Below are 21,168 nucleotides of genomic sequence, written 5' to 3'. Positions count from 1 at the left end.
GCCTGGCCTCCGTTTCAGAACACCAGGTGTTCTGCGCGTACAATCAAAGACATACCCGAATTCAGCTGTACACGGACGCCATCTTTGGTGATTTCTAATACGGTGGCATCCATCGCATTATTTCCTGCTTTCACCTTCAGAGACTGCCCTACCGTCAGTACTGAAATATCAGATACCGGGGTATGCTGTTCTTCGCGAGGAGCACGCGGTGCTTTTGCTGCTGGTTTTTCAGCGCGAGGTTTACGCTCAGCACCTTCTTTACGACGCGGTGCAGGACGCGGCTTACGCTCGCGACGCGGGGCGTCTTCTTTTTCACCGGCGGCAGCAGCCGCTTCGCGTTTTTTCGCCTGTTGCTCTGCGCGTTGCGCCTGAACACGGGCTTTAGCTTCTTCCAGCTGTTTGCGAGCATGTTCAACATGTTGTTCATCCAGCTCACCACAAGGGTTGCCGTCGAGATCAACACGCGTTGCGCCCAATTTAACGCCATACAGATAGCGCCAGCTTGAAGTATAGAGACGTAAGGCAGAACGGAGCTGAGTCTTGCTGAGGTTCATTTCACCCTCAACACGCTCTACCAGATCCTGAAAAATGCCAATTTTCAGTGGGCGCGCTTCGCCTTCCGCACTAAAACACTGCGGGAAGCGTTCGGCCAGAAACGCGATGACTTCTTTACTGCTATTCAACTTAGGTTGATTTTCCATGAAATTTCCTGATTACAACGGACGTAGCCAACAAGCGCAGGCATGAACAGGCGACATTATAATGACGTCATCAGTAATTGCTACGTTATCCGTTGATTATCCTGCGACGCGCGCAAAGAATTTTTTGTAATCCGTCGTTGCAAGCACGGTTTCAAGCTGTGCCACAAGCGTACGCAGACCTTGTTCATCTTCTTCAGTAAAGCGGCCAAATGCCGTGCTATCAATATCCAGCACGCCGATTATCTGATTGTCGACAGCGATCGGCAGGACGATTTCAGCGTTGCTGGCGGCATCACAGGCGATGTGCCCATCAAAAGCATGTACGTCCTCAATACGCTGAACCTGGTTCTGCGCCACTGCGGTACCGCACACACCGCGCCCTACCGGGATCCGCACGCAGGCAATTTTGCCCTGGAAGGGACCAAGCACCAGCGTATCGTCCTCAAGCAGGTAAAAACCGGCCCAATTCACTTCTGCAAGACGCTCGTACAACAATGCGCTGGTATTTGCCAGCGTTGCCAGAAAACTGGTTTCACCTGCCATCAATGCCTGAAAATCACGGTTCAGATCCGTGTATAGCTCTATTTTGTTCATTATATAATCACTTAGTTGTCTTACTTAAAACTGCAGCCTACTAAAATAAACATTAAATGCGTTAATGCTCAAGATCATTCCCGTCATGAGTTAAGATAACATTACTTCAACAATTTGATTCGCGATACATGGCCTTAACGACACCACGCATCACGCCAACTAAAAAAATAGCCATCAGGTCCATCGGTGAGGCACTACCTCGTGCACATTATCATCGCTGCCCTGAATGTGACCTGATATTTAGCTTGCCTAAAATGCGTTCGCACCAAAGTGCCTTTTGCCCACGCTGCCAGGCAAAAATTCGTGACGGACGCGACTGGTCGTTAACGCGACTGGCGGCAATGGCTTTCACCATGTTGCTGCTGATGCCCTTTGCCTGGGGAGAGCCACTCCTGCACATCTATTTATTAGGTGTGCGCATTGATGCCAATGTGATGCAAGGCATCTGGCAAATGACCCGACAAGGTGATCCCCTCACCGCCTCCTTCGTGCTTTTTTGCGTCGCTGGTGCGCCACTAATTCTCGTGACCTCAATCGCTTATCTGTGGTTTGGTAATATTCTTGGGATGAACCTGCGCCCGGTGCTGCTGATGCTGGAAAGGCTCAAAGAGTGGGTGATGCTCGATATTTACCTGGTGGGTATCGGCGTCGCATCAATCAAGGTTCAGGACTATGCTTTTTTGCAGCCTGGCGTGGGGCTGTTTGCTTTTATTGCGCTGGTGATCCTCAGTATTTTGACGCTGTCGCATCTTAACGTTGAGCAGCTTTGGGACCGTTTCTACCCGCAAAGACCGGCTCGTCGGCCCGATGAAAAGCTCCGCGTCTGCCTCGGCTGCCATTTTACAGGTTATCCGGATGCTCGCGGTCGCTGCCCTCGCTGCCATATTCCGTTGCGCTGGCGCAGAAATCAAAGTATCCAAAAGTGTTGGGCGGCACTGCTGGCCTCGATTGTCCTGCTTTTGCCCGCTAACCTGCTGCCCATCTCGATAATTTATGTCAACGGCGGCCGGCAGGAAGACACAATCCTGTCAGGCATAATGTCTTTGGCAAACAGTAATGTCGGCGTAGCGGCGATCGTGTTTATCGCCAGTATATTAGTGCCATTCACCAAAGTGATTGTGATGTTTACGTTGCTATTCAGCATCCACTTTAATTGTGAACAAGGGTTGCGCACCCGTATAAAACTACTGCGTATGGTGACCTGGATTGGCCGCTGGTCGATGCTCGATCTCTTTGTTATCGCGTTAACCATGTCGCTGATAAATCGCGATCAGATACTTGCTTTTACTATGGGACCGGCTGCGTTTTATTTCGGCGCAGCGGTAATATTGACTATTCTTGCTGTGGAATGGCTGGACAGCCGCTTACTTTGGGATGCACATGAGTCAGGAAACGCCCGCTTCGCAGACTGAAGCGCAGATTAAAACAAAACGCCGTATCTCCCCGTTCTGGCTGCTGCCGTTCATCGCGCTGATGATCGCAGGATGGCTTATCTGGGGAAGCTATGAAGATCGCGGCAATACCGTGACCATCGACTTTATGTCTGCTGACGGCATTGTGCCAGGCCGTACTCCCGTTCGTTATCAGGGCGTTGAAGTGGGCACGGTGCAGGATATCAACCTCAGCAAAGATCTGCGCAAAATTGAAGTCCGCGTCAGCATCAAATCGAGCATGAAAGATGCTCTGCGCAAAGATACCCAGTTCTGGCTGGTCACGCCGAAGGCGTCGCTGGCTGGGGTTTCTGGTCTGGATGCGCTGGTTGGTGGCAACTATATCGGCATGATGCCCGGTACTGGCGAGGCCGAGGATCATTTCGTCGCCCTCGACACCCAGCCCAAGTATCGTCTGGATAATGGCGATTTAATGCTGCATCTGCGCGCCCCTGATCTCGGATCGCTTAATAGCGGTTCGCTGGTTTATTTCCGTAAGATTCCGGTTGGCAGGGTCTATGACTACACCATCAACCCGAACCATCAGGGCGTAACCATCGATGTATTGATTGAACGTCGCTTCACCAATCTGGTGAAAAAAGGCAGCCGCTTCTGGAACGTCTCCGGTGTAAATGCGGATGTCAGCCTTAGCGGTGCGAAGGTAAAACTGGAGAGTCTGGCGGCGCTGGTCAACGGTGCCATTGCTTTTGATTCACCCGAAGACTCAAAACCTGCTGCGGCAGACGACACGTTTGGTCTATATCAGGATCTCGCGCACAGCCAGCGCGGAGTAATCGTCAAGCTTGATTTACCCAACGGAGATGGACTCAAAGCAGGCTCAACATCGCTGATGTATCAAGGATTAGAAGTCGGTCAGCTCACAAAACTGGATTTAAACCCAGGCGGCAAAGTCACCGGCGAAATGACGGTCGATCCCAGCGTCGTAACGCTGCTGCGTGACAACACACGCATTGAGTTACACAGCCCTAAATTATCGTTAAGCGATGTGAATCTCAGTTCGCTGCTAACAGGTAAAACTTTCGAGCTGGTACCTGGCGAAGGCGAGCCGCGTAACCAGTTTGTCGTTATTCCCGCTGAGAAGTCGTTGTTACACGACCCAGGCGTCATGACGTTTACGCTGACCGCGCCGGAGAGTTACGGTATTGATGCTGGCCAGCCGCTAATTCTTCACGGCGTACAGGTCGGTCAGGTGATTGAGCGTACGCTTTCCAGCAAAGGCGTCTCATTTACCGTTGCTGTTGAACCACAGCATCGTGACCTGGTGCAAGGTGACAGTAAGTTCGTGGTGAACAGCCGCGTGGATGTCAAAGTTGGACTTGATGGCGTGGAGTTCCTTGGCGCCAGCGCCAGTGAGTGGCTCAGCGGCGGCATTCGTATTTTGCCCGGAACTAAGGGCGAAATGAAAAAAAGCTACCCGCTTTACGCTAACCTGGAGAAAGCGATTGAAAACAGCCTGAGCGATCTGCCAACCACTACGGTCAGCCTGAGCGCCGAAACGCTACCTGATGTGCAGGCCGGTTCGGTGGTGCTTTACCGCAAATTCGAGGTCGGTGAAGTGATTAGCGTTCGTCCTCGCGCCGATGCGTTTGATATCGATCTGCATATCAAACCGGAATATCGCAACCTGTTGACCAGCAACAGCGTGTTCTGGGCCGAAGGCGGAGCAAAAGTTCAGCTTAACGGCAGCGGATTAACCGTACAGGCATCTCCCCTTTCACGCGCGCTTAAAGGGGCGATTAGCTTCGATAATTTAAGCGGTGCCAGCGCCAGCCAACGTAAAGGCGACAAGCGTATTCTGTATGCTTCGGAAACCGCCGCGCGTGCGGTCGGCGGCCAGATAACGCTGCATGCGTTCGATGCCGGTAAACTCGCTGCAGGCATGCCGATTCGCTACCTGGGAATCGATATCGGACAGATCCAGACGCTTGAGCTGATCACCGCCCGTAACGAAGTTCAGGCAAAAGCGGTTCTGTACCCGGAATACGTACAAACCTTTGCGCGAAGCGGTACCCGTTTCTCCGTGATCACCCCGCAAATTTCGGCAGCGGGCGTGGAGCATCTGGATACAATCCTGCAGCCGTATATCAACGTTGAACCAGGACGCGGTAATCCGCGCCGTGATTTTGAGCTGCAGGAAGCCACCATTACCGACTCTCGTTACCTCGATGGTCTGAGTATTGTGGTTGAAGCACCAGAAGCAGGTTCGCTGAATATCGGAACCCCGGTTTTGTTCAGAGGTATTGAAGTGGGGACCGTCACCGGGCTGACGCTGGGCTCGCTTTCCGATCGTGTGATGGTTGCCATGCGCATTAGCCAACGCTATCAGCATCTGGTACGCAACAACTCCGTGTTCTGGCTGGCATCCGGCTACAATCTCGACTTCGGCCTGACCGGCGGTGTCGTGAAGACCGGTACCTTCAATCAGTTCATCCGCGGCGGCATCGCCTTCGCGACTCCACCGGGTACACCGTTGGCTCCGAAAGCGCAGGCAGGTAAACACTTCCTGTTGCTGGAAAGTGAACCTAAAGAGTGGCGTGAATGGGGAACCGCCCTGCCACGATAACCTCTCCACTTGCTCCGGCGTACTCGCGCCGGAGCACTTATGCTACACTGCGCACCTGTTTTTTTGCCGGTGGTACCAAGTGGCTTATTTTCCCGACGCCTTTCTGACTCAAATGCGTGAAGCAATGCCTTCCACGCTCTCATTCGATGAATTTCTCGCTGCCTGTCAGCGCCCGTTGCGCCGCAGCATTCGCGTCAATACGCTGAAAATCTCCGTTGCCGATTTCCTCGCGCTGACAGCACCTTACAACTGGTCTCTCACCCCGGTTCCCTGGTGTGCTGAAGGCTTTTGGATCGAGCGCGATGATGAAGAGTCAGTGCCGCTCGGCAGCACCGCAGAACATTTAAGCGGCCTGTTTTATATTCAGGAAGCCAGTTCAATGCTGCCAGTCGCAGCACTGTTCGCCGAAGGCAATACCCCGGAACGCGTAATGGATGTTGCGGCAGCCCCCGGCTCCAAAACCACGCAAATTGCCGCAAAAATGAATAATCGAGGCGCCATTCTGGCGAATGAATTTTCTGCCAGTCGCGTCAAAGTCCTGCATGCCAATATCAGCCGTTGCGGGATAGCCAACGTCGCCCTGACCCATTTTGACGGACGCGTATTTGGCGCTGCGTTGCCGGAGTCATTTGATGCCATATTGCTCGACGCACCGTGTTCCGGTGAAGGTGTGGTGCGTAAAGACCCCGATGCGCTAAAAAACTGGTCTGTAGAAAGTAATCTGGAAATTGCCGCGACCCAGCGCGAATTACTCGACAGCGCCTTCCACGCCCTGCGTCCCGGTGGCACACTGGTTTACTCGACCTGTACGCTTAATCGTGACGAAAATGAAAATATCATGCAGTGGTTGATTGAGACCTACCCTGATGCCGTCGAGTTTTTACCTCTGGGCGATTTATTTCCGCAGGCCGAACGCGCCCTGACGCCGGAAGGATTCCTGCATGTATTCCCGCAGATTTACGATTGCGAAGGTTTCTTCGTTGCGCGTTTGCGCAAAATAGCTGCAATCCCTGCACTACCTGCGCCGAAGTACAAAGTCGGTAACTTCCCGTTTAGCCCGCTTAAAGGGCGCGAGTCTGCGCTTGTCACGCAAGCCGCGAGCGCTTGTGGACTGCAGTGGGAAGATAATTTGCGCCTGTGGCAGCGCGATAAAGAGATCTGGCTGTTCCCGACTGAAATTGAACCTCTGATTGGCAAGGTTCGCTTTTCTCGACTTGGGATCAAACTGGCCGAAACCCACAATAAAGGGTATCGCTGGCAGCATGAGGCCGTTATCGCCCTCGCCGACCCGAACCACAGCCATGCATTCGAACTGACCCTTGCCGAAGCGGAAGAGTGGTATCGCGGTAGAGATGTTTACCCGCAAACCGCACCGACGACTGATGACGTACTGGTTACGTTCCAGCATCAGCCGATCGGTCTGGCAAAACGCATTGGATCGCGACTGAAGAATAGCTACCCGCGCGATCTTGTCCGGGATGGCAAACTCTTTACGGGATAACGCACGTTTTTACTGGCGCTTTTGCTAACGTTGACTACGCTGAAAAATGGACGTCCTAACTGGTCGTACCACAACCAGCAAATTAACGGAGAGCACGATGATGAAAACCAGTGTGCGCATTGGCGCTTTTGAAATCGACGACGCCGAGTTACATGGCGAATCGCCGGGGGACCGAACGTTAACCATTCCGTGTAAATCCGATCCGGATTTATGTATGCAACTGGATGCCTGGGATGCCGAAACCAGCGTCCCGGCCCTGTTGAACGGAGAACATTCAGTACTATTTCGCGAACACTACGATCGTAAGTCAGATGCCTGGATCATGCGCCTTGCCTGATTCAAAAAGAACCCGTCGCCAGACGGGTTATTTCTTGGTTAATTTCCCTCATCTATCAACATCTTCTACACTACAGGTATGGCTTTACCATTTGAGGATGGAATGTTCACGCTGGTTCTTTTTGTGTGCTATCTGGATGGCGGTTGTGAAGATATCGTGGTTGATGTCTACAAAACTGAGCAGCAGTGCCTGATATCGATGGACGATCAACGTATTCGTAACGGCGGATGTTTACCTGCGGACGACTACATCGACAGTTTCTGGCATCCGGCCCAGGAATACAGCGATTTTTGATTATTGCAGTTGTACCAGCGTTAACTCGCCGCCAAATACAGCACCGGTATCAATATAGTGTAAATTCTCGCGATCCAGCCGATGGCGCAGCGGCGTGTGGCCAAACCAGAAGTGATCCGCGCCCTGAATCGCACAACCACTGTTCATCAGCCTCGAACGGTCCCACAGCACGCGCTGTAAATCGATCTCTTTTAGCCACTGATAATCATCATCCGGGTAATCGGCATGAGCAATAACGTGTATACCGTTCTGACAATGCAGCTCCAGTATCCAGGGTAACTGCCAACACGCTTCAAGAGCAAATTTCGCTGCCGGTTGCTCCGCCTGCTCGAACCACGAGCCACCATTCATAAACCACATGAATTGATCCCCCGTCGCCAGCGCGTCCAGCGCCATCTGTTCATGATTTCCCCTGACCGCGACAATCCAGCGTTTACGCAGTAGTTTCAGACAACGCAAACTGTCTGGTCCACGGTCGATAACATCCCCCACTGAAACCAGCAAATCCTGCCAGGGATCAAAACGGTACTGGCGCAGCTTAGCCATCAGCATCGAGAAGCATCCGTGGATATCCCCAACCACCCAGACGTGACGCCACTGCGTACCGTCGATTCGTTGATAGATATTGCCAGGTCGTCCCATGTCGCCTCCAGAGTACAAGGGTACCTGATTATAATTTTAGCAATGTTGGTAAAAAAGCCTGGACGATCGTGGGCAGGAGTATGGTATGGTTTATGGAGAATACAGCATGCAATACGCCGTGTTTTGCCCTGGATGGCATCGCATTCGCCACATAAAAAGAGACCGAATACGATTCCTGTATTCGGTCCAGGGAAATGGCTCTTGGGAGAGAGCCGTGCGCTAAAAGTTGGCATTAATGCAGGCTAAGTTACCCTGCCATTTAAGAATAGATGACAGCGCCAGGTTTTCCAGTCCGCGACTAAAGTGGCCGGAAAAAAAGGACGTTTGTTACGCATCCAAACGCAAAAACCGCAAGTTCTCCTGCGAGATGCTTGCGGTTTTTTATTGGAAATCAGAGCGCTACATCTGACAATTAGCAGAGCTTTTCTGCACGCTCTACAAACGGTGCCAGGCTCATTTTTTCGCCCGGTTTCGCCGGATCATCGTTCTGGATAATCTCGATCGGCTTTGCCGTGACTTTTCCGCTCTCCACCTGCTGTCTGGCGACATCATTCAACGGGTATTGCACCAGCGTACTGGGATTGATGACATACAGCGCGTTACCTGGACGGCAGGTCAGCATCACCTCTTCCCGATTAAACGCCCACTTATCTTTGCCAACCTCAAAACGGCTGACGGTAATGACTTGCGGCGCAGCCAGCGCGGCTCCGGAGCTTGCCAGGAGTAATAAAGAGATAATGATTTTTTTCATGCGTTTCGCCAGTCCATTAATCAGAAAGGTTCAAGGGTTGCAAACAAGCTGACAATCGCCAGCACAACGGCTCCTATACCCCATTCCAGCTTGGTCATCCAAATAAAATAGAGAGTCATGCCGCGGTTATCCTGCCGCATACGTGGTACCAGAACATACCGATTCACCAGCGCAATCGCCACCATTAACATGACCAGGGCACCTTTTAACAAAAGCAGTCGCCCGTAAGCCATGTGCCAGGGAACAGAAAAACCGACAATAAACAGCGCATTCATAATACCGGTTAGTAAAACACCGATAACGAAAAGATGCCCATAGCGTGAGAAGCGCATCATGGTACTGATGGCCTGTTCCCGCCAGCGACCTTGCGCCATTCGCATACAGTAAAGTACGGGCAGCAAACCGCCGAACCAGGCGGCAGCGCATACCAAATGTAAGGCGTGGTTAACCTGTTGGATTGCGCCAGGGATACCGCTGTGCAGCGTCGCATGTCCGACGCCAGCCAGCAAAATAAACTGCGCAATTGTCAGCATTAACAGCAGTCGCGGCATACTGCGTGGCACCATGATGGTCACCACCAGCGTGACCAACGCGAGGATAATCTGCCATAACCAGACGCCGCCAAATTGCGTTTGCAACACGGCGAGCCAAACATCAGTAGAGACAACATCCCGCCAGCCTGAGCCCATTAACCCACCCTGAATCGCCAGCATCAGCGTCGCGCTGATAAAGCTCCACGTCGCAGCATGCCGTTGCAGACGTAAAAAACGACGCATCATTAAACGACGAACCGAAACGGGGGCCAGCCATGCGCCGTAAAGCGCACAGCCGAACACCAGCATCAAAGCGGTAAAATGGATAAACCGTAGCGCAACCCAGGTAAATGCCAGCATTGGTTATTTCACGCTAAAGGTATATTGCCCCTTCGTCTTGTGACCATCCACGGAGACAACGTGCCAGTCGACCGTATATTTTCCTGCTTCAAGCGTTTGATCAAGCGGAACAATCAGCTGCGTTTTGTCCTGCTCACTGCGCGATGCCTTGCCCGTTTTGATCTGTTCTTTGTTAGGACCGGTCAGCGTTGCACCGCTGAATCCCGGCTCTACGCCTTCAGAAAAATTCAGCGTCAACGCCTGAGGAGATGCCGCAACTTCAGCGTTAGCCGCCGGACTTTGTTTTGTGAGGTGGGCATGCGCCAATGCCGCAGGTGTTGCCAGAACGCTGGCGAGTACGATGAGCGCGTTGCGAAGCATAGATGCAGATGAAGCCATTTCAACTATTCCTTTTTGTTATGTCTAACCTGTAGAGAATAACCTTCTACAATGGTCGAGTCGAGAATCATCATTTCTGTCTTGCCATTAACGCACACTCTTAGTAACTTTGCGCGCCGAAAGACAGAGAAAAGGAGAAGCCCATGAACATCAATCTGGCCAAACTTGAGCAAGCGGAAATGGATAAGGTCAATGTCGATCTGGCTGCGGCTGGAGTGGCATTTAAGGAGCGATACAATATGCCCGTTGTTGCAGAAGTTGTTGAACGCGAACAGCCAGAGCATTTACGCGACTGGTTCCGCGAAAGACTCATCGCGCACCGCCTGGCATCCGTTTCGCTTTCACGTTTACCTTACGAGCCTAAAGTTAAATAAAACTTATATTACGTTACGATTCCTTACATGACGCCTGCTACAGTATAAGCATATTCTTAATCCACACATTAAGGATGGTTGTAGACACTATGAAAAGGAAATCATTATGTCATACTGGAAAATCGCAGCAGCACAATACGAACCTCTTCACACCTCAGTTACCGAACATGTCGCGCATCACCTGCAATTCATTCATGCGGCAGCTCAATGCCAATGTGAATTGCTGGTCTTCCCTTCCCTCTCATTGCTGGGTTGTGTTGATGAGAATGACGCGCTTCCGGCCCCACCCGATGAAGCGCTGTTAGAACCTCTCGCACATGCCGCCGCGACTTATCGCATGACGATAATTGCGGGACTACCGGTAGAACATAACAACCGGTTCGTGAAAGGCATTGCACTTTTCTCTCCCTGGATGACTTCGCCACTAACCTTCCATCAGAGCCACGGGGCCTGTATTGCCAGACAGCGAAATGCCATCAGCGTTGTAGATAGCCAACCGGAAGGCATTGATATCGACCCGGCCTATTCGCTGTTCACCAGCTGCCAGTCAGTCAGTGAACCGGAACTGCTCTCCTCTACATCTCGCCTACAAAGTTTCTCACATAAATTCGCCATCGCGGTATTAATGGCCAATGCGCGGGGTAGCAGTGCGTTATGGGATGAACGAGGTCGATTGATTGTTCGCGCAGACAGCGGTTCGTTACTGTTAACCGGCCAACGCACGCCACGGGGTTGGCAAGGTGATATCATTCCATTACGCTAGTCGTTTTGGGTCAGGAGCATGGCATGTTGCGCATAATAGATACAGAAACCTGTGGTCTACAGGGAGGCATTGTTGAAATTGCTTCTGTCGACGTGGTTGATGGAAAAATAGTCAACCCCATGAGCCACCTGGTACGCCCCGACCGCCCCATCAGCCCACAGGCGATGGCTATCCATCGCATTACTGAAGCAATGGTGGCCGATAAGCCATGGATTGAAGACGTCATCCCACAGTATTACGGCAGCGAATGGTACGTGGCGCACAATGCCAGCTTTGACCGCCGCGTATTGCCCGATATGCCCGGGGAATGGATTTGCACCATGAAGCTCTCCCGTCGGTTGTGGCCGGGGATCAAATACAGCAACATGGCGCTGTATAAATCGCGCAAGCTGAGCGTCCAGACGCCAGCAGGTCTCCACCATCACCGCGCCCTGTACGATTGCTACATTACTGCGGCACTGCTGATCGACATCATGCAGACGTCAGGCTGGACAGCCGATCAAATGGTCGATATTACCGGCCGTCCCGCGTTACTCACTACTTTCACTTTTGGTAAGTACCGCGGAAAACCGGTATCAGAAGTAGCTGAACGCGATCCGGGCTATCTGCGCTGGTTATTTAATAACCTTGACAATATGAGCCCGGAACTGCGATTAACGCTAAAACACTATTTGGATCACGCCTGAGCAGGCAGCGTGCCCTGCGCCAGTCCAATCAAAAAAGCGTACTCAAGGGCCACGCCTTCGTAAGATTTAAAACGCCCGGATTTACCGCCGTGTCCGGAATCCATATCCGTGCAAAGTAGCAGCAAACGATCGTCCGTTTTCAGCTCACGCAGTTTTGCCACCCATTTTGCTGGCTCCCAGTATTGCACCTGGGAATCGTGTAATCCCGTCGTGACCAGCAGATGTGGGTATGCCTGCGCGGTTACATTGTCATACGGGCTGTAGCTTTTCATATAGGTGTAATACTCTTCGTCCTGCGGATTCCCCCACTCTTCAAACTCACCGGTCGTCAGGGGAATTGATTCATCGAGCATTGTGGTTACCACATCGACAAACGGCACCTGAGCAATAACACCATGGAAGCGTTCCGGGCGCTCATTAATGGCGACGCCCATTAACATGCCTCCGGCGCTTCCGCCCATGCCATAACATAACTCAGGCGCGCCATAGCCCATTTTTAGCAACGCATCACAGACGTCGAGGTAATCATTAAAAGTATTTTTCTTGTGCAGAAACTTACCGTCCTCGTACCACTGTTGTCCTAATTCACCACCACCACGCACATGGGCAATAGCATAAACAAAGCCGCGATCCAGTAAGCTCAAACGGCTGCTGCTGAAATCGGCGTCCATGCTGGCGCCATATGAGCCATATCCATAAACGAGTAACGGATTTTTTCCTTTCAGGAAATACTTTTGATGATAAACCAGCGAAACCGGAACCTCGGTGCCATCACGCGCGCTTATCCATAGGTGTTCGCTACGGTAATTCGCTGCATCAAATCCGGGGACCTCCGTCTGCTTAAGCACACGACGTTCCCCGGTGTCCATATCCAGTTCAAACAACGTGTCCGGGGTGGTCATGGAGGAATAGCCATAGCGCAGGCGCGATGTCTCCGGCTCTGGATTATAGGCAAGCCAGGTCACATAAGCCGGATCGTCAAAGGCGATCCCGACCACTTCGCGCGTTTTACGATTAATCTGTCGTAGGCTGGTTAAGCCGCGCTGACGCTCTTCTACCACCAGCCAGTCAGTGAATAGCGTAAAGCCCTCGAGCATCACGTTGTCGCGCGGAGGGATCAGCGTCTCCCAGGCTTGCTCATCACGAACGCGGGTACGATACAGGCCGAAATTTTTCCCTTGACGGTTGGAGCGCAGATAAAAATTGTGTTGATAGTGATCGAGACTGTATTCATGGTCTTTGCGTCGCGCTAAAAAGACCAACGGTTCGGCATCCGCCAGTTCTGCGTCAAGCAGTAAAACCTCACTGGTGGTCGCGCTGGCGATATGAATAACCACATAGTGTAGCGAGGTGGTTTTATGCAGGCTGACATAAAACATATCATCGGCTTCTTCATACACCAGCTCATCCAGTGACGATGGCGAGCCGACCGTATGTCGCCACACCTGATACGGCAATAACGTTGTCTCGTGCTTGCGCACGTAATAGAAAGTCTGAGAATCATTCGCCCAGACCAGATCCGCTTCGACGTTTTCCAGCACTTCCGGATACCAGTTGCCGCTTTGCAGGTTGCGAAAACGCACGCCATATTGCCGGCGAGAGAGATAATCTTCTGCCAGCGCCATGATGGTGTTATCCGGAGATATCGCCAGTCCTCCCAGCGTATAAAACTCGCTGTGTGCCGCGCGCTGGTTCCCATCCAACAGAGTATCCCAATCATCCCACTCTTCATTGAAAGCAGACTGACGCTGATAAATAGCATATTCGCACCCCGGTTCATAAATATGCCGGTAGCGATAACCATTCTTCACATAGGGGGCGGAAGCATCCTGAGGCGGGATACGGTCGATAATTTCTTTCAGGACGCGATCCTGCAAAGCCTGCTGCGAGGCCATAACCTGGCGGCCATACGCATTTTCTTGTTGCAGATAATCCAGCACTTCTGGCTGTGAGCGGGTGTCATCTCGCAGCCAGTAATAATTATCAACACGAGTATCGCCATGCTGCGTCATGGCGCGGGGAATACGAGAAGCTTTTGGTAGCATGTCATTGTTCTTTTGCTTAAACATCCTATAAGGGTGGCAAAAGACAGCAATGATGCAAGCGAAACATGCGCCTTAGCGGTTAGTAATTAACCCGGTAAAGCCTGTTTTTGTTCTTTGAGATCCTGTTCAATGCCTTCACGAACATCCTGCGGGATCTTCAACGCATCGCCCAGCGCATTGAGATAGCTACGCTCCATAAAGTGGTCGATATCAATCGCCGCACAGCTCAGGAAGTAAATTTCTAGCGCTTCTTCTTCGTTGCGGATCCCTTGCGCCAGGCGCTGGGGATCTAACGGTTGTTCAATGGCTCGTTCAATCAGAACGCGGCCCTGCTCTTCCACGCCCGCTTCACGAAGCTGCTGCTCAATGGCCGCTCGTTCTTTAGCATCAATATGACCGTCGCTTTTCGCCGCAAAAACCAGCGCCAGGATCAGACGCTCGGTTCGCTCATCCAGCGGTGAGCTATGTACACCGAACTGCGGCTCATCCTGATGCGCAGCGCGAACTTTATCTTTGTATTTGTTCCATAACACGGTACCAGCAACCGCACCGCCGCCCACCAGAAGCGCGCTGGTGCCGTATTTACTCAGTAATTTACGTGAAGATTTGTTGGCAACCAGTAATCCTGCCAGACCGCCTAACGCGCCTGGAACCAGAAGTTTACTCAGCCCTTGCTCGCCAGAAGATGACGTGGAGGATCCTTTTTGCCCAAGAAGAGATTGTAGTTGATTCAGCCAATTAGCCATTTTGCCCCTCAAGTACAGACGAATAATCATCAAAGCGTACCCGAGGGGATGTCAGGAAGTGTTCAGGTCATCAAAAGATGTGCAAATACCTGCGTTACTGCGGCTGATACTCCGCCGTTCCGGCTTTGCAGTCGACTTTTACCTGATAGTGAATATCCGCGCTTTTACCGCGAACCGTCAGGGGAACTGACCATTTCCCGTCTTTGCCCGTAATATCGGGCGTGTTGACCCAGGCGACAGGGTCGGCTTGCCCGACGAGTTTTTGATCGTCAGCCCAGCGCGCGATGCGATTTTGCTGATAGTCACGTTTCACGCTTGCCGCAATACCGTCAGCATCCAGTCCTTCGCACTTGGGGAACTGAACATTCTTGCTTTCCATATTTGCCGCAAATACCGATACGCTGGCAGACAATAACAGCAGGCTCAATAACGCTCTTTTTTTATACATTCTTTTCTCCTTAATCTCCCCTTCGTCCTTCAGGTTGCCTGCGGCAACGTGAAATAACGTCAGAGATTGCACAATGATTCAGGGAAAAGCATGGTACAAAACGTCAGGAGCGCAAGTCGTTTCAGGCAGCCTGAGTATCATCCTCAGTGTGTGCATCGTTTTCGACAGCCTGTGGCGAAGGCAGCTTGCCGTTTTTCAGAATGGCGCTCAGCACATCTTTTTGCTCAGCCAGCCACAGGGAAAGAGCTTCACGCTGCTCGTCTTCGAGCGCTACCGGCGATTGCTCCAGCCATGTGTCGAGCAGATCTGCTGTATCCAGCATTTTGTCATACGCATCGGCTTCCTTTTTGCTGGTAAACGACATTTTTTCCTCACCTTCCCGAATGACTACGTATTTAACTTCAACCGCCATTTTTGCAGCCTCTTAAATTACCTGTATTTATGTACAGTATATTCTTTTTAAGCCCTGAAATCAACCTGGTAATAAAGACAGACGCAAACGTTTTCGTATATACTGCGCCCAGATAAAACAGGGGATTAATTTATGACGTTATTAGGCACAGCGCTGCGTCCCGCAGCAACGCGAGTGATGTTATTAGGTTCAGGTGAACTGGGTAAAGAAGTGGCGATTGAATGCCAACGCCTGGGTGTGGAAGTCATTGCCGTGGATCGTTACCCCGACGCGCCAGCCATGCACGTTGCCCATCGCTCCTATGTAATTAACATGCTGGATGGCGAGGCATTACGCCAGCTTGTCGAACGTGAAAAACCACATTACATCGTGCCGGAAATAGAGGCGATTGCCACGGATATGCTGATCAAACTGGAACAGGAAGGTCAACACGTTGTGCCTTGCGCACGAGCGACCCAACTGACCATGAACCGGGAAGGAATCCGTCGCCTCGCCGCCGAAGAATTGTCTTTACCCACATCATCTTTCCGTTTTGCAGACACCGAAACACGTTTTCGTGAGGCCGTTGCCGAAATCGGCTATCCCTGCATTGTGAAGCCGGTAATGAGTTCTTCCGGCAAGGGGCAGAGCTTTATCCGTTCAGCCGATCAACTCACCGAGGCGTGGAACTATGCTCAACAGGGAGGCCGGGCAGGCGCCGGACGCGTTATCGTCGAAGGCGTAGTGAATTTTGATTTTGAAATCACCCTGCTAACCGTCAGCGCCGTTGATGGTGTGCATTTCTGCGCGCCGGTAGGTCATCGCCAGGAAGATGGCGATTATCGCGAGTCCTGGCAGCCGCAGCAGATGAGTGACCTGGCGCTGGCGCGCGCGCAGGAGATTGCCCGCAAGGTGGTACTGGCGCTGGGCGGTCACGGACTGTTTGGCGTGGAGCTGTTTGTCTGCGGTGATGAGGTGATTTTCAGCGAAGTCTCCCCTCGCCCTCACGACACGGGTATGGTGACCTTAATTTCGCAGGATCTGTCTGAGTTTGCCCTGCACGTACGTGCATTTCTCGGTCTGCCCGTTGGCGAAATCCGCCAGTATGGACCTTCTGCTTCCGCCGTTATTCTGCCGCAACTTACCAGCAAGAATATCACATTTGATAACGTGCAAGCCGCTGTAGGTGTGGGTATGCAAGTGCGTTTCTTTGGCAAGCCGGAAATCGACGGAAGCCGTCGTCTGGGCGTTGTGCTGGCCACAGCACAGAACATTGAAGATGCGGTGATACGCGCGAAAGACGCAGCCGCACAGGTGAAAGTTGCAGGATAAAAACCAGACCCGTAGGCCGGATAAAGCATTGATGCCGTATCCGACCTACGGTTTACGCATTAACGGCTTACTGCTTCGCGCCTTCTACTGCTTCACGAGCCAGCTTGGTAATACGATCGTAATCACCCGCTTCCAGCGCATCCGCCGGAACCAGCCAGGAACCACCGATGCACAGCACGCTTTTCAGTGCCAGGTAGTCACGGTAGTTCGCCGGAGAGATACCGCCGGTTGGGCAGAAACGCACCTGAGAGAACGGACCCGCAATTGCCTGCAGCGCTTTGGTACCGCCATTTGCTTCAGCAGGGAAGAATTTGAACTCTTTCAAACCGTAGTCCATACCCAGCATCAGTTCAGACACGGTGCTGATACCAGGGATCAGCGGAATAGTGCCTTCCGTTGCGGCTTTCAGCAGCGGCTCGGTCAGGCCCGGGCTGATAGCAAACTGCGCACCGGCTTCGGTCACTTCAGCCAGCTGTTGCGGATTCAGTACAGTACCTGCACCAACGATAGCGTCCGGAACTTCTTTTGCGATCGCGCGAATGGCATCCATCGCACATGCGGTACGTAAGGTCACTTCCAGAACGCGCACGCCGCCTGCAACCAGCGCTTTTGCCATCGGCACTGCGTGTTCCAGTTTATTAACCACGATAACCGGTACAACCGGGCCAGTGGTCAGGATTGCTTCTGCACTTGTCTTCCAGTTTTTCATCAGAGTTTTCTCTCGCCTGATTACAAAATAAGTCTTAAAAAGTGATACAGGTTGCGCCCTGTTCCGCACCGGACAGCTTTTCACGCAACGCGCTGAACATTTCACGGCCTGTGCCCACGCGCGATGCGCTGAGGTCAGGAATGTGAGGCTGACGAGAAGCAAGTTCCTCTTCATCAACCAGCAGCGTCAATTCACCTGTCTGTCCATTCACACGAATGATGTCGCCATCGCGTACTTTTGCCAGTAGCCCGCCATCATAGGCTTCTGGGGTTACATGGATTGCTGAAGGCACTTTACCTGAAGCACCTGAAAGTCGTCCATCGGTAACTAACGCAATTTTGAAACAACGGTCCAATAATACACCAAGTGGCGGCATGAGTTTATGTAATTCTGGCATTCCGTTTGCTTTTGGTCCCTGATGGCGCACAACGACTACGCAATCACGGTCGAGCAGTCCCGCATCGAAGGCCGGCAATACATCATGCTGACTTTCAAAAACAACCGCGGGCGCTTCAATTACCTGATTTTCTACCGGAACCGCCGACGTTTTCATCACAGCACGTCCGAGGTTACCGCTCAGCACTTTGGTACCGCCGTGGTGGGAGAATGGCTGATCGATGGTAGCAATCACATTGCTGTCCAGCGACTTCGCCGCCCCTTCACGCCAGTCCAGCTCACCATCGTTGAGCCAGGGTTCCATGGTGTAACGCGATAAACCAAACCCGGCAACGGTGTTCACATCTTCATGCAGCAGACCCGCGTTCAGCAGTTCGCGCATTAACACCGGCACGCCACCCGCTGCCTGGAAGTGGTTAATATCTGCCGGACCATTCGGATACAGACGCGCCATCAACGGCACGATATCGGACAGATCGGAGAAGTCGTCCCAGTTAATCAGAATCCCGGCTGCACGCGCCATCGCAACCAGGTGCATTGTATGGTTGGTTGACCCCCCGGTCGCCAGCAGCGCGACAATACCGTTCACCACTACTTTTTCATCGATCATTTTACCGATCGGCATCCATTCATTGCCGTTGCCGGTCAGACGCGTTACCTGACGAGCAGCCGCGGCGGTCAACGCTTCGCGCAGCGGGGCATCCGGGTGTACGAATGAGGACCCTGGCAGTTGCATCCCCATAAACTCCACCACCATCTGGTTGGTGTTTGCCGTGCCATAGAACGTACAGGTCCCCGGTGCGTGATAAGACGCCGCTTCGGATTCAAGCAGCGCCATGCGATCGACTTTGCCTTCAGCATACAGCTGACGGATACGCACTTTTTCTTTGTTCGCCAGACCGCTCGCCATCGGACCGGAGGGAATAAAGATCGAAGGCAGATGACCAAATGACAGTGCCGCCATCACCAGACCCGGGACAATTTTGTCGCACACGCCAAGGAATAACGCGCCGTCGAACATATTGTGTGAGAGGCCGACAGCAGCCGACATCGCAATCACTTCGCGACTCAGTAACGAAAGCTCCATCCCATCCTGTCCCTGGGTCACACCGTCGCACATCGCAGGAACACCGCCAGCGACCTGGCCTACCGCATTGGCTTCATGCAGCGCTTTACGAATGATGTCCGGATAATGTTCGTACGGCTGATGTGCGGAAAGCATGTCGTTATAGGAGGTAATGATCGCGATATTGTTACGCAGCATGCTTTTCAGCGAGGCCTTGTCATCCGGCTGGCAGGCAGCAAAACCATGCGCCAGGTTACCGCACGCCAGCTGTGAACGATGAACGGTAGTCGATTTCGCTTGTTCAATACGGGCAAGGTAGGCGGAACGCGTGTCGCGAGAACGTTCGACAATACGTTTTGTTACGCGTAACAAATTCGGATTCATAGAGGCTCCTAAAATTTATCTGTCAGAGCGTTGGATCAACAATGTTTTTCAGTTGGGTTAAAAACAGCTGAATCGCTTGTTAGCCGTAGCTCAGGGGCAAAATCGTTTCAGGCAGTGTAATAAAAAAAGCCCCGCGGGTGAATCCACGCGGAGCTTAAAAGTGCAAAAATTATTCTACAATCTGTGTTAGATCATGTTACCGGTAAAATAACACCTATGGGCTAGATGATATTTTACTCGAATTCGTTCCAGGAACGACCATCACGGGTAATCATGGCCACAGAGGCAACTGGTCCCCAGGTCCCGGCCTGATACGGCTTCGGTGCATCGTTGTCCATTGCCCAGGCTTCGGTAATAGAATCGACCCACTTCCATGCTTCTTCAACTTCATCTCGACGCACAAACAGCGCCTGAATGCCGCGCATCGTTTCAAGCAGCAGGCGCTCATAAGCGTCGGCCAGATGCGTTTGGTTGAAGGTTTCGGAGTAGCTCAGGTCAAGTTTGGTAATTTGCAGGTTATGCTTGTGATCCAGTCCCGGCACTTTGTTCAGTACCTGGATATCGACACCTTCATCAGGCTGCAAACGGATAGTCAGCTTGTTCTGCGGCAGGTCCTGCCAGGATTCTCTGAACAGGTTCAGCTCAGGCGTTTTGAAGTAAACCACCACTTCAGAGCACTTGGTCGGTAAACGCTTACCGGTACGCAGGTAGAACGGTACCCCCGCCCAGCGCCAGTTATCGATATCCACACGGATCGCCACAAACGTTTCCGTGTTGCTGCTCTTGTTCGCGCCTTCTTCTTCCAGGTATCCCGGAACTTTTTTGCCCTGGGCAAAACCGGCGGTGTACTGACCACGAACTGTCTTTTCACGTACGTTCGAACGATCGATACGACGCAGTGATTTCAGTACTTTCACTTTTTCATCACGGATGCTGTCTGCGCTCAGATCGGACGGCGGAGACATCGCGATCATGCACAGGATCTGCAGCAGGTGGTTCTGGATCATGTCGCGCATTTGACCGGCCTGGTCAAAGTAGCCCCAGCGCCCTTCAATGCCCACTTCTTCCGCCACGGTAATTTCTACGTGGTCGATAGTGCGGTTATCCCAGTTATTCACAAACAGGGAGTTGGCAAAACGCAGTGCCAACAGGTTCAGTACCGTCTCTTTGCCGAGATAGTGGTCGATGCGGTAAACCTGGCACTCTTCGAAATACTCGCCAACCTGATCGTTGATTTCACGGGATGTTGCCAGTGACGTGCCCAGCGGTTTTTCCATCACCACGCGGGCAGGCTTAGCATTCAGCTTTGCTTCACCCAGACCTTTGCAGATCGCGCCAAAGGTGCTTGGCGGCATTGCGAAATAGTTGATGGTGGTACGCGATTTTTGATCCAGCATTTTGCCCAGACGCTTAAACGCGGCGGTGTCGTTGACGTCCAGGTTACAAAACTCAAGACGACCGCTGAGGGTTTCCCACAACCTTTCATCAATTTTTTCTTTCATGAAGGTTTCGAGCGCTTCGCGCACAACCTTGGTATAGGCTGCTTTGTCCCAGTCGGCACGCCCAACCCCAATGATGCGGGTATCCGGGTTAATCTGGCCGGCCTTTTCCAGTTGATACAGGGAAGGCAGCAATTTCCGTCGCGCCAGGTCGCCCTTCGCGCCGAAAATGACCAGATCACATGCCTGGGCTGTTTGCGTTACCGCCATGTCATTCTCCTCAA

At 52.3% G+C, this 21,168-nt stretch carries 22 protein-coding genes; 9 read left to right on the top strand and 13 right to left on the bottom strand.

Going from position 1 to position 21,168, the window contains the following annotated elements:
• Window positions 1–14: 14 nt before the first annotated feature.
• Both proQ and SK35_RS10800 read right to left on the bottom strand, forming a co-directional pair.
• A complete protein-coding gene (proQ, locus tag SK35_RS10805) occupies window positions 15–701 on the bottom strand; it encodes an RNA chaperone ProQ (RefSeq protein WP_003833781.1) in 687 nt (228 codons plus the stop codon).
• A 96-nt stretch (window positions 702–797) separates the two neighbouring features.
• A complete protein-coding gene (locus tag SK35_RS10800) occupies window positions 798–1,295 on the bottom strand; it encodes a GAF domain-containing protein (protein WP_003833782.1) in 498 nt (165 codons plus the stop codon).
• Between the two features lie 128 nt (window positions 1,296–1,423).
• Between SK35_RS10800 and yebS the strand changes: the two genes are divergently transcribed.
• From yebS to SK35_RS10775, 5 genes are all read left to right on the top strand, one after another.
• Window positions 1,424–2,707, top strand: a complete 1,284-nt coding sequence (yebS, locus tag SK35_RS10795; RefSeq protein WP_048216185.1) for a membrane integrity lipid transport subunit YebS — start codon at window positions 1,424–1,426, stop codon at window positions 2,705–2,707.
• On the top strand, window positions 2,676–5,309 hold the full coding sequence (locus SK35_RS10790; RefSeq protein WP_048216184.1) for a PqiB family protein: 2,634 nt from the start codon (window positions 2,676–2,678) through the stop codon (window positions 5,307–5,309). Before yebS ends, SK35_RS10790 begins: the two co-directional genes overlap by 32 nt.
• A gap of 112 nt (window positions 5,310–5,421) precedes the next feature.
• Window positions 5,422–6,810: a 16S rRNA (cytosine(1407)-C(5))-methyltransferase RsmF gene (gene rsmF / locus SK35_RS10785; protein ID WP_048216427.1), complete on the top strand. Its 1,389-nt coding sequence runs from the start codon at window positions 5,422–5,424 to the stop codon at window positions 6,808–6,810.
• A 100-nt stretch (window positions 6,811–6,910) separates the two neighbouring features.
• On the top strand, window positions 6,911–7,147 hold the full coding sequence (locus SK35_RS10780) for a YebV family protein (protein WP_165612495.1): 237 nt from the start codon (window positions 6,911–6,913) through the stop codon (window positions 7,145–7,147).
• 102 nt (window positions 7,148–7,249) lie between these two features.
• A complete protein-coding gene (locus tag SK35_RS10775) occupies window positions 7,250–7,441 on the top strand; it encodes a YebW family protein (RefSeq protein WP_003034941.1) in 192 nt (63 codons plus the stop codon).
• On the opposite strand, the gene pphA is transcribed toward SK35_RS10775, so the two are convergent.
• The 4 genes from pphA to yobA form a co-directional block, all read right to left on the bottom strand.
• Window positions 7,442–8,083, bottom strand: coding sequence for a protein-serine/threonine phosphatase (gene pphA / locus SK35_RS10770; protein WP_048216182.1), 642 nt, complete (start codon window positions 8,081–8,083; stop codon window positions 7,442–7,444).
• 412 nt (window positions 8,084–8,495) lie between these two features.
• Window positions 8,496–8,834, bottom strand: a complete 339-nt coding sequence (locus SK35_RS10765; protein ID WP_048216181.1) for a YebY family protein — start codon at window positions 8,832–8,834, stop codon at window positions 8,496–8,498.
• Window positions 8,835–8,854: 20 nt separating this feature from the next.
• Window positions 8,855–9,727: a copper homeostasis membrane protein CopD gene (copD, locus tag SK35_RS10760; protein WP_008785042.1), complete on the bottom strand. Its 873-nt coding sequence runs from the start codon at window positions 9,725–9,727 to the stop codon at window positions 8,855–8,857.
• A gap of 3 nt (window positions 9,728–9,730) precedes the next feature.
• Window positions 9,731–10,105, bottom strand: coding sequence for a CopC domain-containing protein YobA (gene yobA, locus SK35_RS10755; protein WP_003833799.1), 375 nt, complete (start codon window positions 10,103–10,105; stop codon window positions 9,731–9,733).
• A 143-nt stretch (window positions 10,106–10,248) separates the two neighbouring features.
• Between yobA and SK35_RS10750 the strand changes: the two genes are divergently transcribed.
• From SK35_RS10750 to exoX, 3 genes are all read left to right on the top strand, one after another.
• Window positions 10,249–10,479 (top strand): DNA polymerase III subunit theta, encoded by a 231-nt coding sequence (locus SK35_RS10750; protein ID WP_003034925.1) that lies wholly within the window; start codon window positions 10,249–10,251, stop codon window positions 10,477–10,479.
• Between the two features lie 106 nt (window positions 10,480–10,585).
• Window positions 10,586–11,242, top strand: a complete 657-nt coding sequence (locus SK35_RS10745) for a carbon-nitrogen hydrolase family protein (RefSeq protein WP_008785043.1) — start codon at window positions 10,586–10,588, stop codon at window positions 11,240–11,242.
• A 23-nt stretch (window positions 11,243–11,265) separates the two neighbouring features.
• Window positions 11,266–11,928 carry an exodeoxyribonuclease X gene (exoX, locus tag SK35_RS10740; protein WP_003833802.1) on the top strand — a complete coding sequence of 221 codons (663 nt, stop codon included), beginning with the start codon at window positions 11,266–11,268 and terminating at the stop codon, window positions 11,926–11,928.
• On the opposite strand, the gene ptrB is transcribed toward exoX, so the two are convergent.
• The 4 genes from ptrB to yebG all read right to left on the bottom strand — a co-directional run bounded on the left by ptrB (window position 11,919) and on the right by yebG (window position 15,579).
• Complete coding sequence (gene ptrB / locus SK35_RS10735; protein WP_187426981.1) at window positions 11,919–13,973, bottom strand: oligopeptidase B; 2,055 nt, start codon at window positions 13,971–13,973, stop codon at window positions 11,919–11,921. The genes exoX and ptrB overlap by 10 nt on opposite strands.
• Before the next feature lie 86 nt (window positions 13,974–14,059).
• On the bottom strand, window positions 14,060–14,719 hold the full coding sequence (locus SK35_RS10730) for a tellurite resistance TerB family protein (protein WP_048216179.1): 660 nt from the start codon (window positions 14,717–14,719) through the stop codon (window positions 14,060–14,062).
• Between the two features lie 94 nt (window positions 14,720–14,813).
• Window positions 14,814–15,167, bottom strand: a complete 354-nt coding sequence (gene yebF, locus SK35_RS10725; protein WP_020996626.1) for a protein YebF — start codon at window positions 15,165–15,167, stop codon at window positions 14,814–14,816.
• Window positions 15,168–15,288: 121 nt separating this feature from the next.
• A complete protein-coding gene (gene yebG, locus SK35_RS10720; RefSeq protein WP_032943780.1) occupies window positions 15,289–15,579 on the bottom strand; it encodes a DNA damage-inducible protein YebG in 291 nt (96 codons plus the stop codon).
• Window positions 15,580–15,711: 132 nt separating this feature from the next.
• Here yebG and purT point away from each other — a divergent pair, with 132 nt between their 5' ends.
• Window positions 15,712–16,890 (top strand): formate-dependent phosphoribosylglycinamide formyltransferase, encoded by a 1,179-nt coding sequence (gene purT / locus SK35_RS10715; protein ID WP_048216178.1) that lies wholly within the window; start codon window positions 15,712–15,714, stop codon window positions 16,888–16,890.
• A 67-nt stretch (window positions 16,891–16,957) separates the two neighbouring features.
• On the opposite strand, the gene kdgA is transcribed toward purT, so the two are convergent.
• From kdgA to zwf, 3 genes are all read right to left on the bottom strand, one after another.
• Window positions 16,958–17,599 (bottom strand): bifunctional 4-hydroxy-2-oxoglutarate aldolase/2-dehydro-3-deoxy-phosphogluconate aldolase, encoded by a 642-nt coding sequence (gene kdgA / locus SK35_RS10710; RefSeq protein ID WP_003034901.1) that lies wholly within the window; start codon window positions 17,597–17,599, stop codon window positions 16,958–16,960.
• A 34-nt stretch (window positions 17,600–17,633) separates the two neighbouring features.
• On the bottom strand, window positions 17,634–19,445 hold the full coding sequence (gene edd / locus SK35_RS10705) for a phosphogluconate dehydratase (RefSeq protein ID WP_008785050.1): 1,812 nt from the start codon (window positions 19,443–19,445) through the stop codon (window positions 17,634–17,636).
• A gap of 233 nt (window positions 19,446–19,678) precedes the next feature.
• Window positions 19,679–21,154 carry a glucose-6-phosphate dehydrogenase gene (gene zwf / locus SK35_RS10700; RefSeq protein WP_048216177.1) on the bottom strand — a complete coding sequence of 492 codons (1,476 nt, stop codon included), beginning with the start codon at window positions 21,152–21,154 and terminating at the stop codon, window positions 19,679–19,681.
• Window positions 21,155–21,168 lie beyond the last annotated feature (14 nt).

Source organism: Citrobacter sp. MGH105, from assembly GCF_001037485.2.
In the GTDB taxonomy this organism is placed as follows: domain Bacteria; phylum Pseudomonadota; class Gammaproteobacteria; order Enterobacterales; family Enterobacteriaceae; genus Citrobacter; species Citrobacter portucalensis.
This window is presented reverse-complemented; position numbering and strand designations above follow the sequence as displayed.

Bases quoted from the DNA above. Each gene is read 5' to 3' on its own strand.
- yebF (WP_020996626.1), bottom strand. From the start codon at position 15,167: ATGTATAAAAAAAGAGCGTTATTGAGCCTGCTGTTATTGTCTGCCAGC.
- yebS (WP_048216185.1), top strand. From the start codon at position 1,424: ATGGCCTTAACGACACCACGCATCACGCCAACTAAAAAAATAGCCATC.
- yebG (WP_032943780.1), bottom strand. From the start codon at position 15,579: ATGGCGGTTGAAGTTAAATACGTAGTCATTCGGGAAGGTGAGGAAAAA.
- exoX (WP_003833802.1), top strand. From the start codon at position 11,266: ATGTTGCGCATAATAGATACAGAAACCTGTGGTCTACAGGGAGGCATT.
- kdgA (WP_003034901.1), bottom strand. From the start codon at position 17,599: ATGAAAAACTGGAAGACAAGTGCAGAAGCAATCCTGACCACTGGCCCG.
- SK35_RS10800 (WP_003833782.1), bottom strand. From the start codon at position 1,295: ATGAACAAAATAGAGCTATACACGGATCTGAACCGTGATTTTCAGGCA.
- yobA (WP_003833799.1), bottom strand. From the start codon at position 10,105: ATGGCTTCATCTGCATCTATGCTTCGCAACGCGCTCATCGTACTCGCC.
- SK35_RS10775 (WP_003034941.1), top strand. From the start codon at position 7,250: ATGTTCACGCTGGTTCTTTTTGTGTGCTATCTGGATGGCGGTTGTGAA.
- SK35_RS10750 (WP_003034925.1), top strand. From the start codon at position 10,249: ATGAACATCAATCTGGCCAAACTTGAGCAAGCGGAAATGGATAAGGTC.
- SK35_RS10780 (WP_165612495.1), top strand. From the start codon at position 6,911: ATGAAAACCAGTGTGCGCATTGGCGCTTTTGAAATCGACGACGCCGAG.
- rsmF (WP_048216427.1), top strand. From the start codon at position 5,422: ATGCGTGAAGCAATGCCTTCCACGCTCTCATTCGATGAATTTCTCGCT.
- SK35_RS10745 (WP_008785043.1), top strand. From the start codon at position 10,586: ATGTCATACTGGAAAATCGCAGCAGCACAATACGAACCTCTTCACACC.
- pphA (WP_048216182.1), bottom strand. From the start codon at position 8,083: ATGGGACGACCTGGCAATATCTATCAACGAATCGACGGTACGCAGTGG.
- SK35_RS10730 (WP_048216179.1), bottom strand. From the start codon at position 14,719: ATGGCTAATTGGCTGAATCAACTACAATCTCTTCTTGGGCAAAAAGGA.
- copD (WP_008785042.1), bottom strand. From the start codon at position 9,727: ATGCTGGCATTTACCTGGGTTGCGCTACGGTTTATCCATTTTACCGCT.
- edd (WP_008785050.1), bottom strand. From the start codon at position 19,445: ATGAATCCGAATTTGTTACGCGTAACAAAACGTATTGTCGAACGTTCT.
- SK35_RS10790 (WP_048216184.1), top strand. From the start codon at position 2,676: ATGAGTCAGGAAACGCCCGCTTCGCAGACTGAAGCGCAGATTAAAACA.
- ptrB (WP_187426981.1), bottom strand. From the start codon at position 13,973: ATGCTACCAAAAGCTTCTCGTATTCCCCGCGCCATGACGCAGCATGGC.
- SK35_RS10765 (WP_048216181.1), bottom strand. From the start codon at position 8,834: ATGAAAAAAATCATTATCTCTTTATTACTCCTGGCAAGCTCCGGAGCC.
- purT (WP_048216178.1), top strand. From the start codon at position 15,712: ATGACGTTATTAGGCACAGCGCTGCGTCCCGCAGCAACGCGAGTGATG.
- zwf (WP_048216177.1), bottom strand. From the start codon at position 21,154: ATGGCGGTAACGCAAACAGCCCAGGCATGTGATCTGGTCATTTTCGGC.
- proQ (WP_003833781.1), bottom strand. From the start codon at position 701: ATGGAAAATCAACCTAAGTTGAATAGCAGTAAAGAAGTCATCGCGTTT.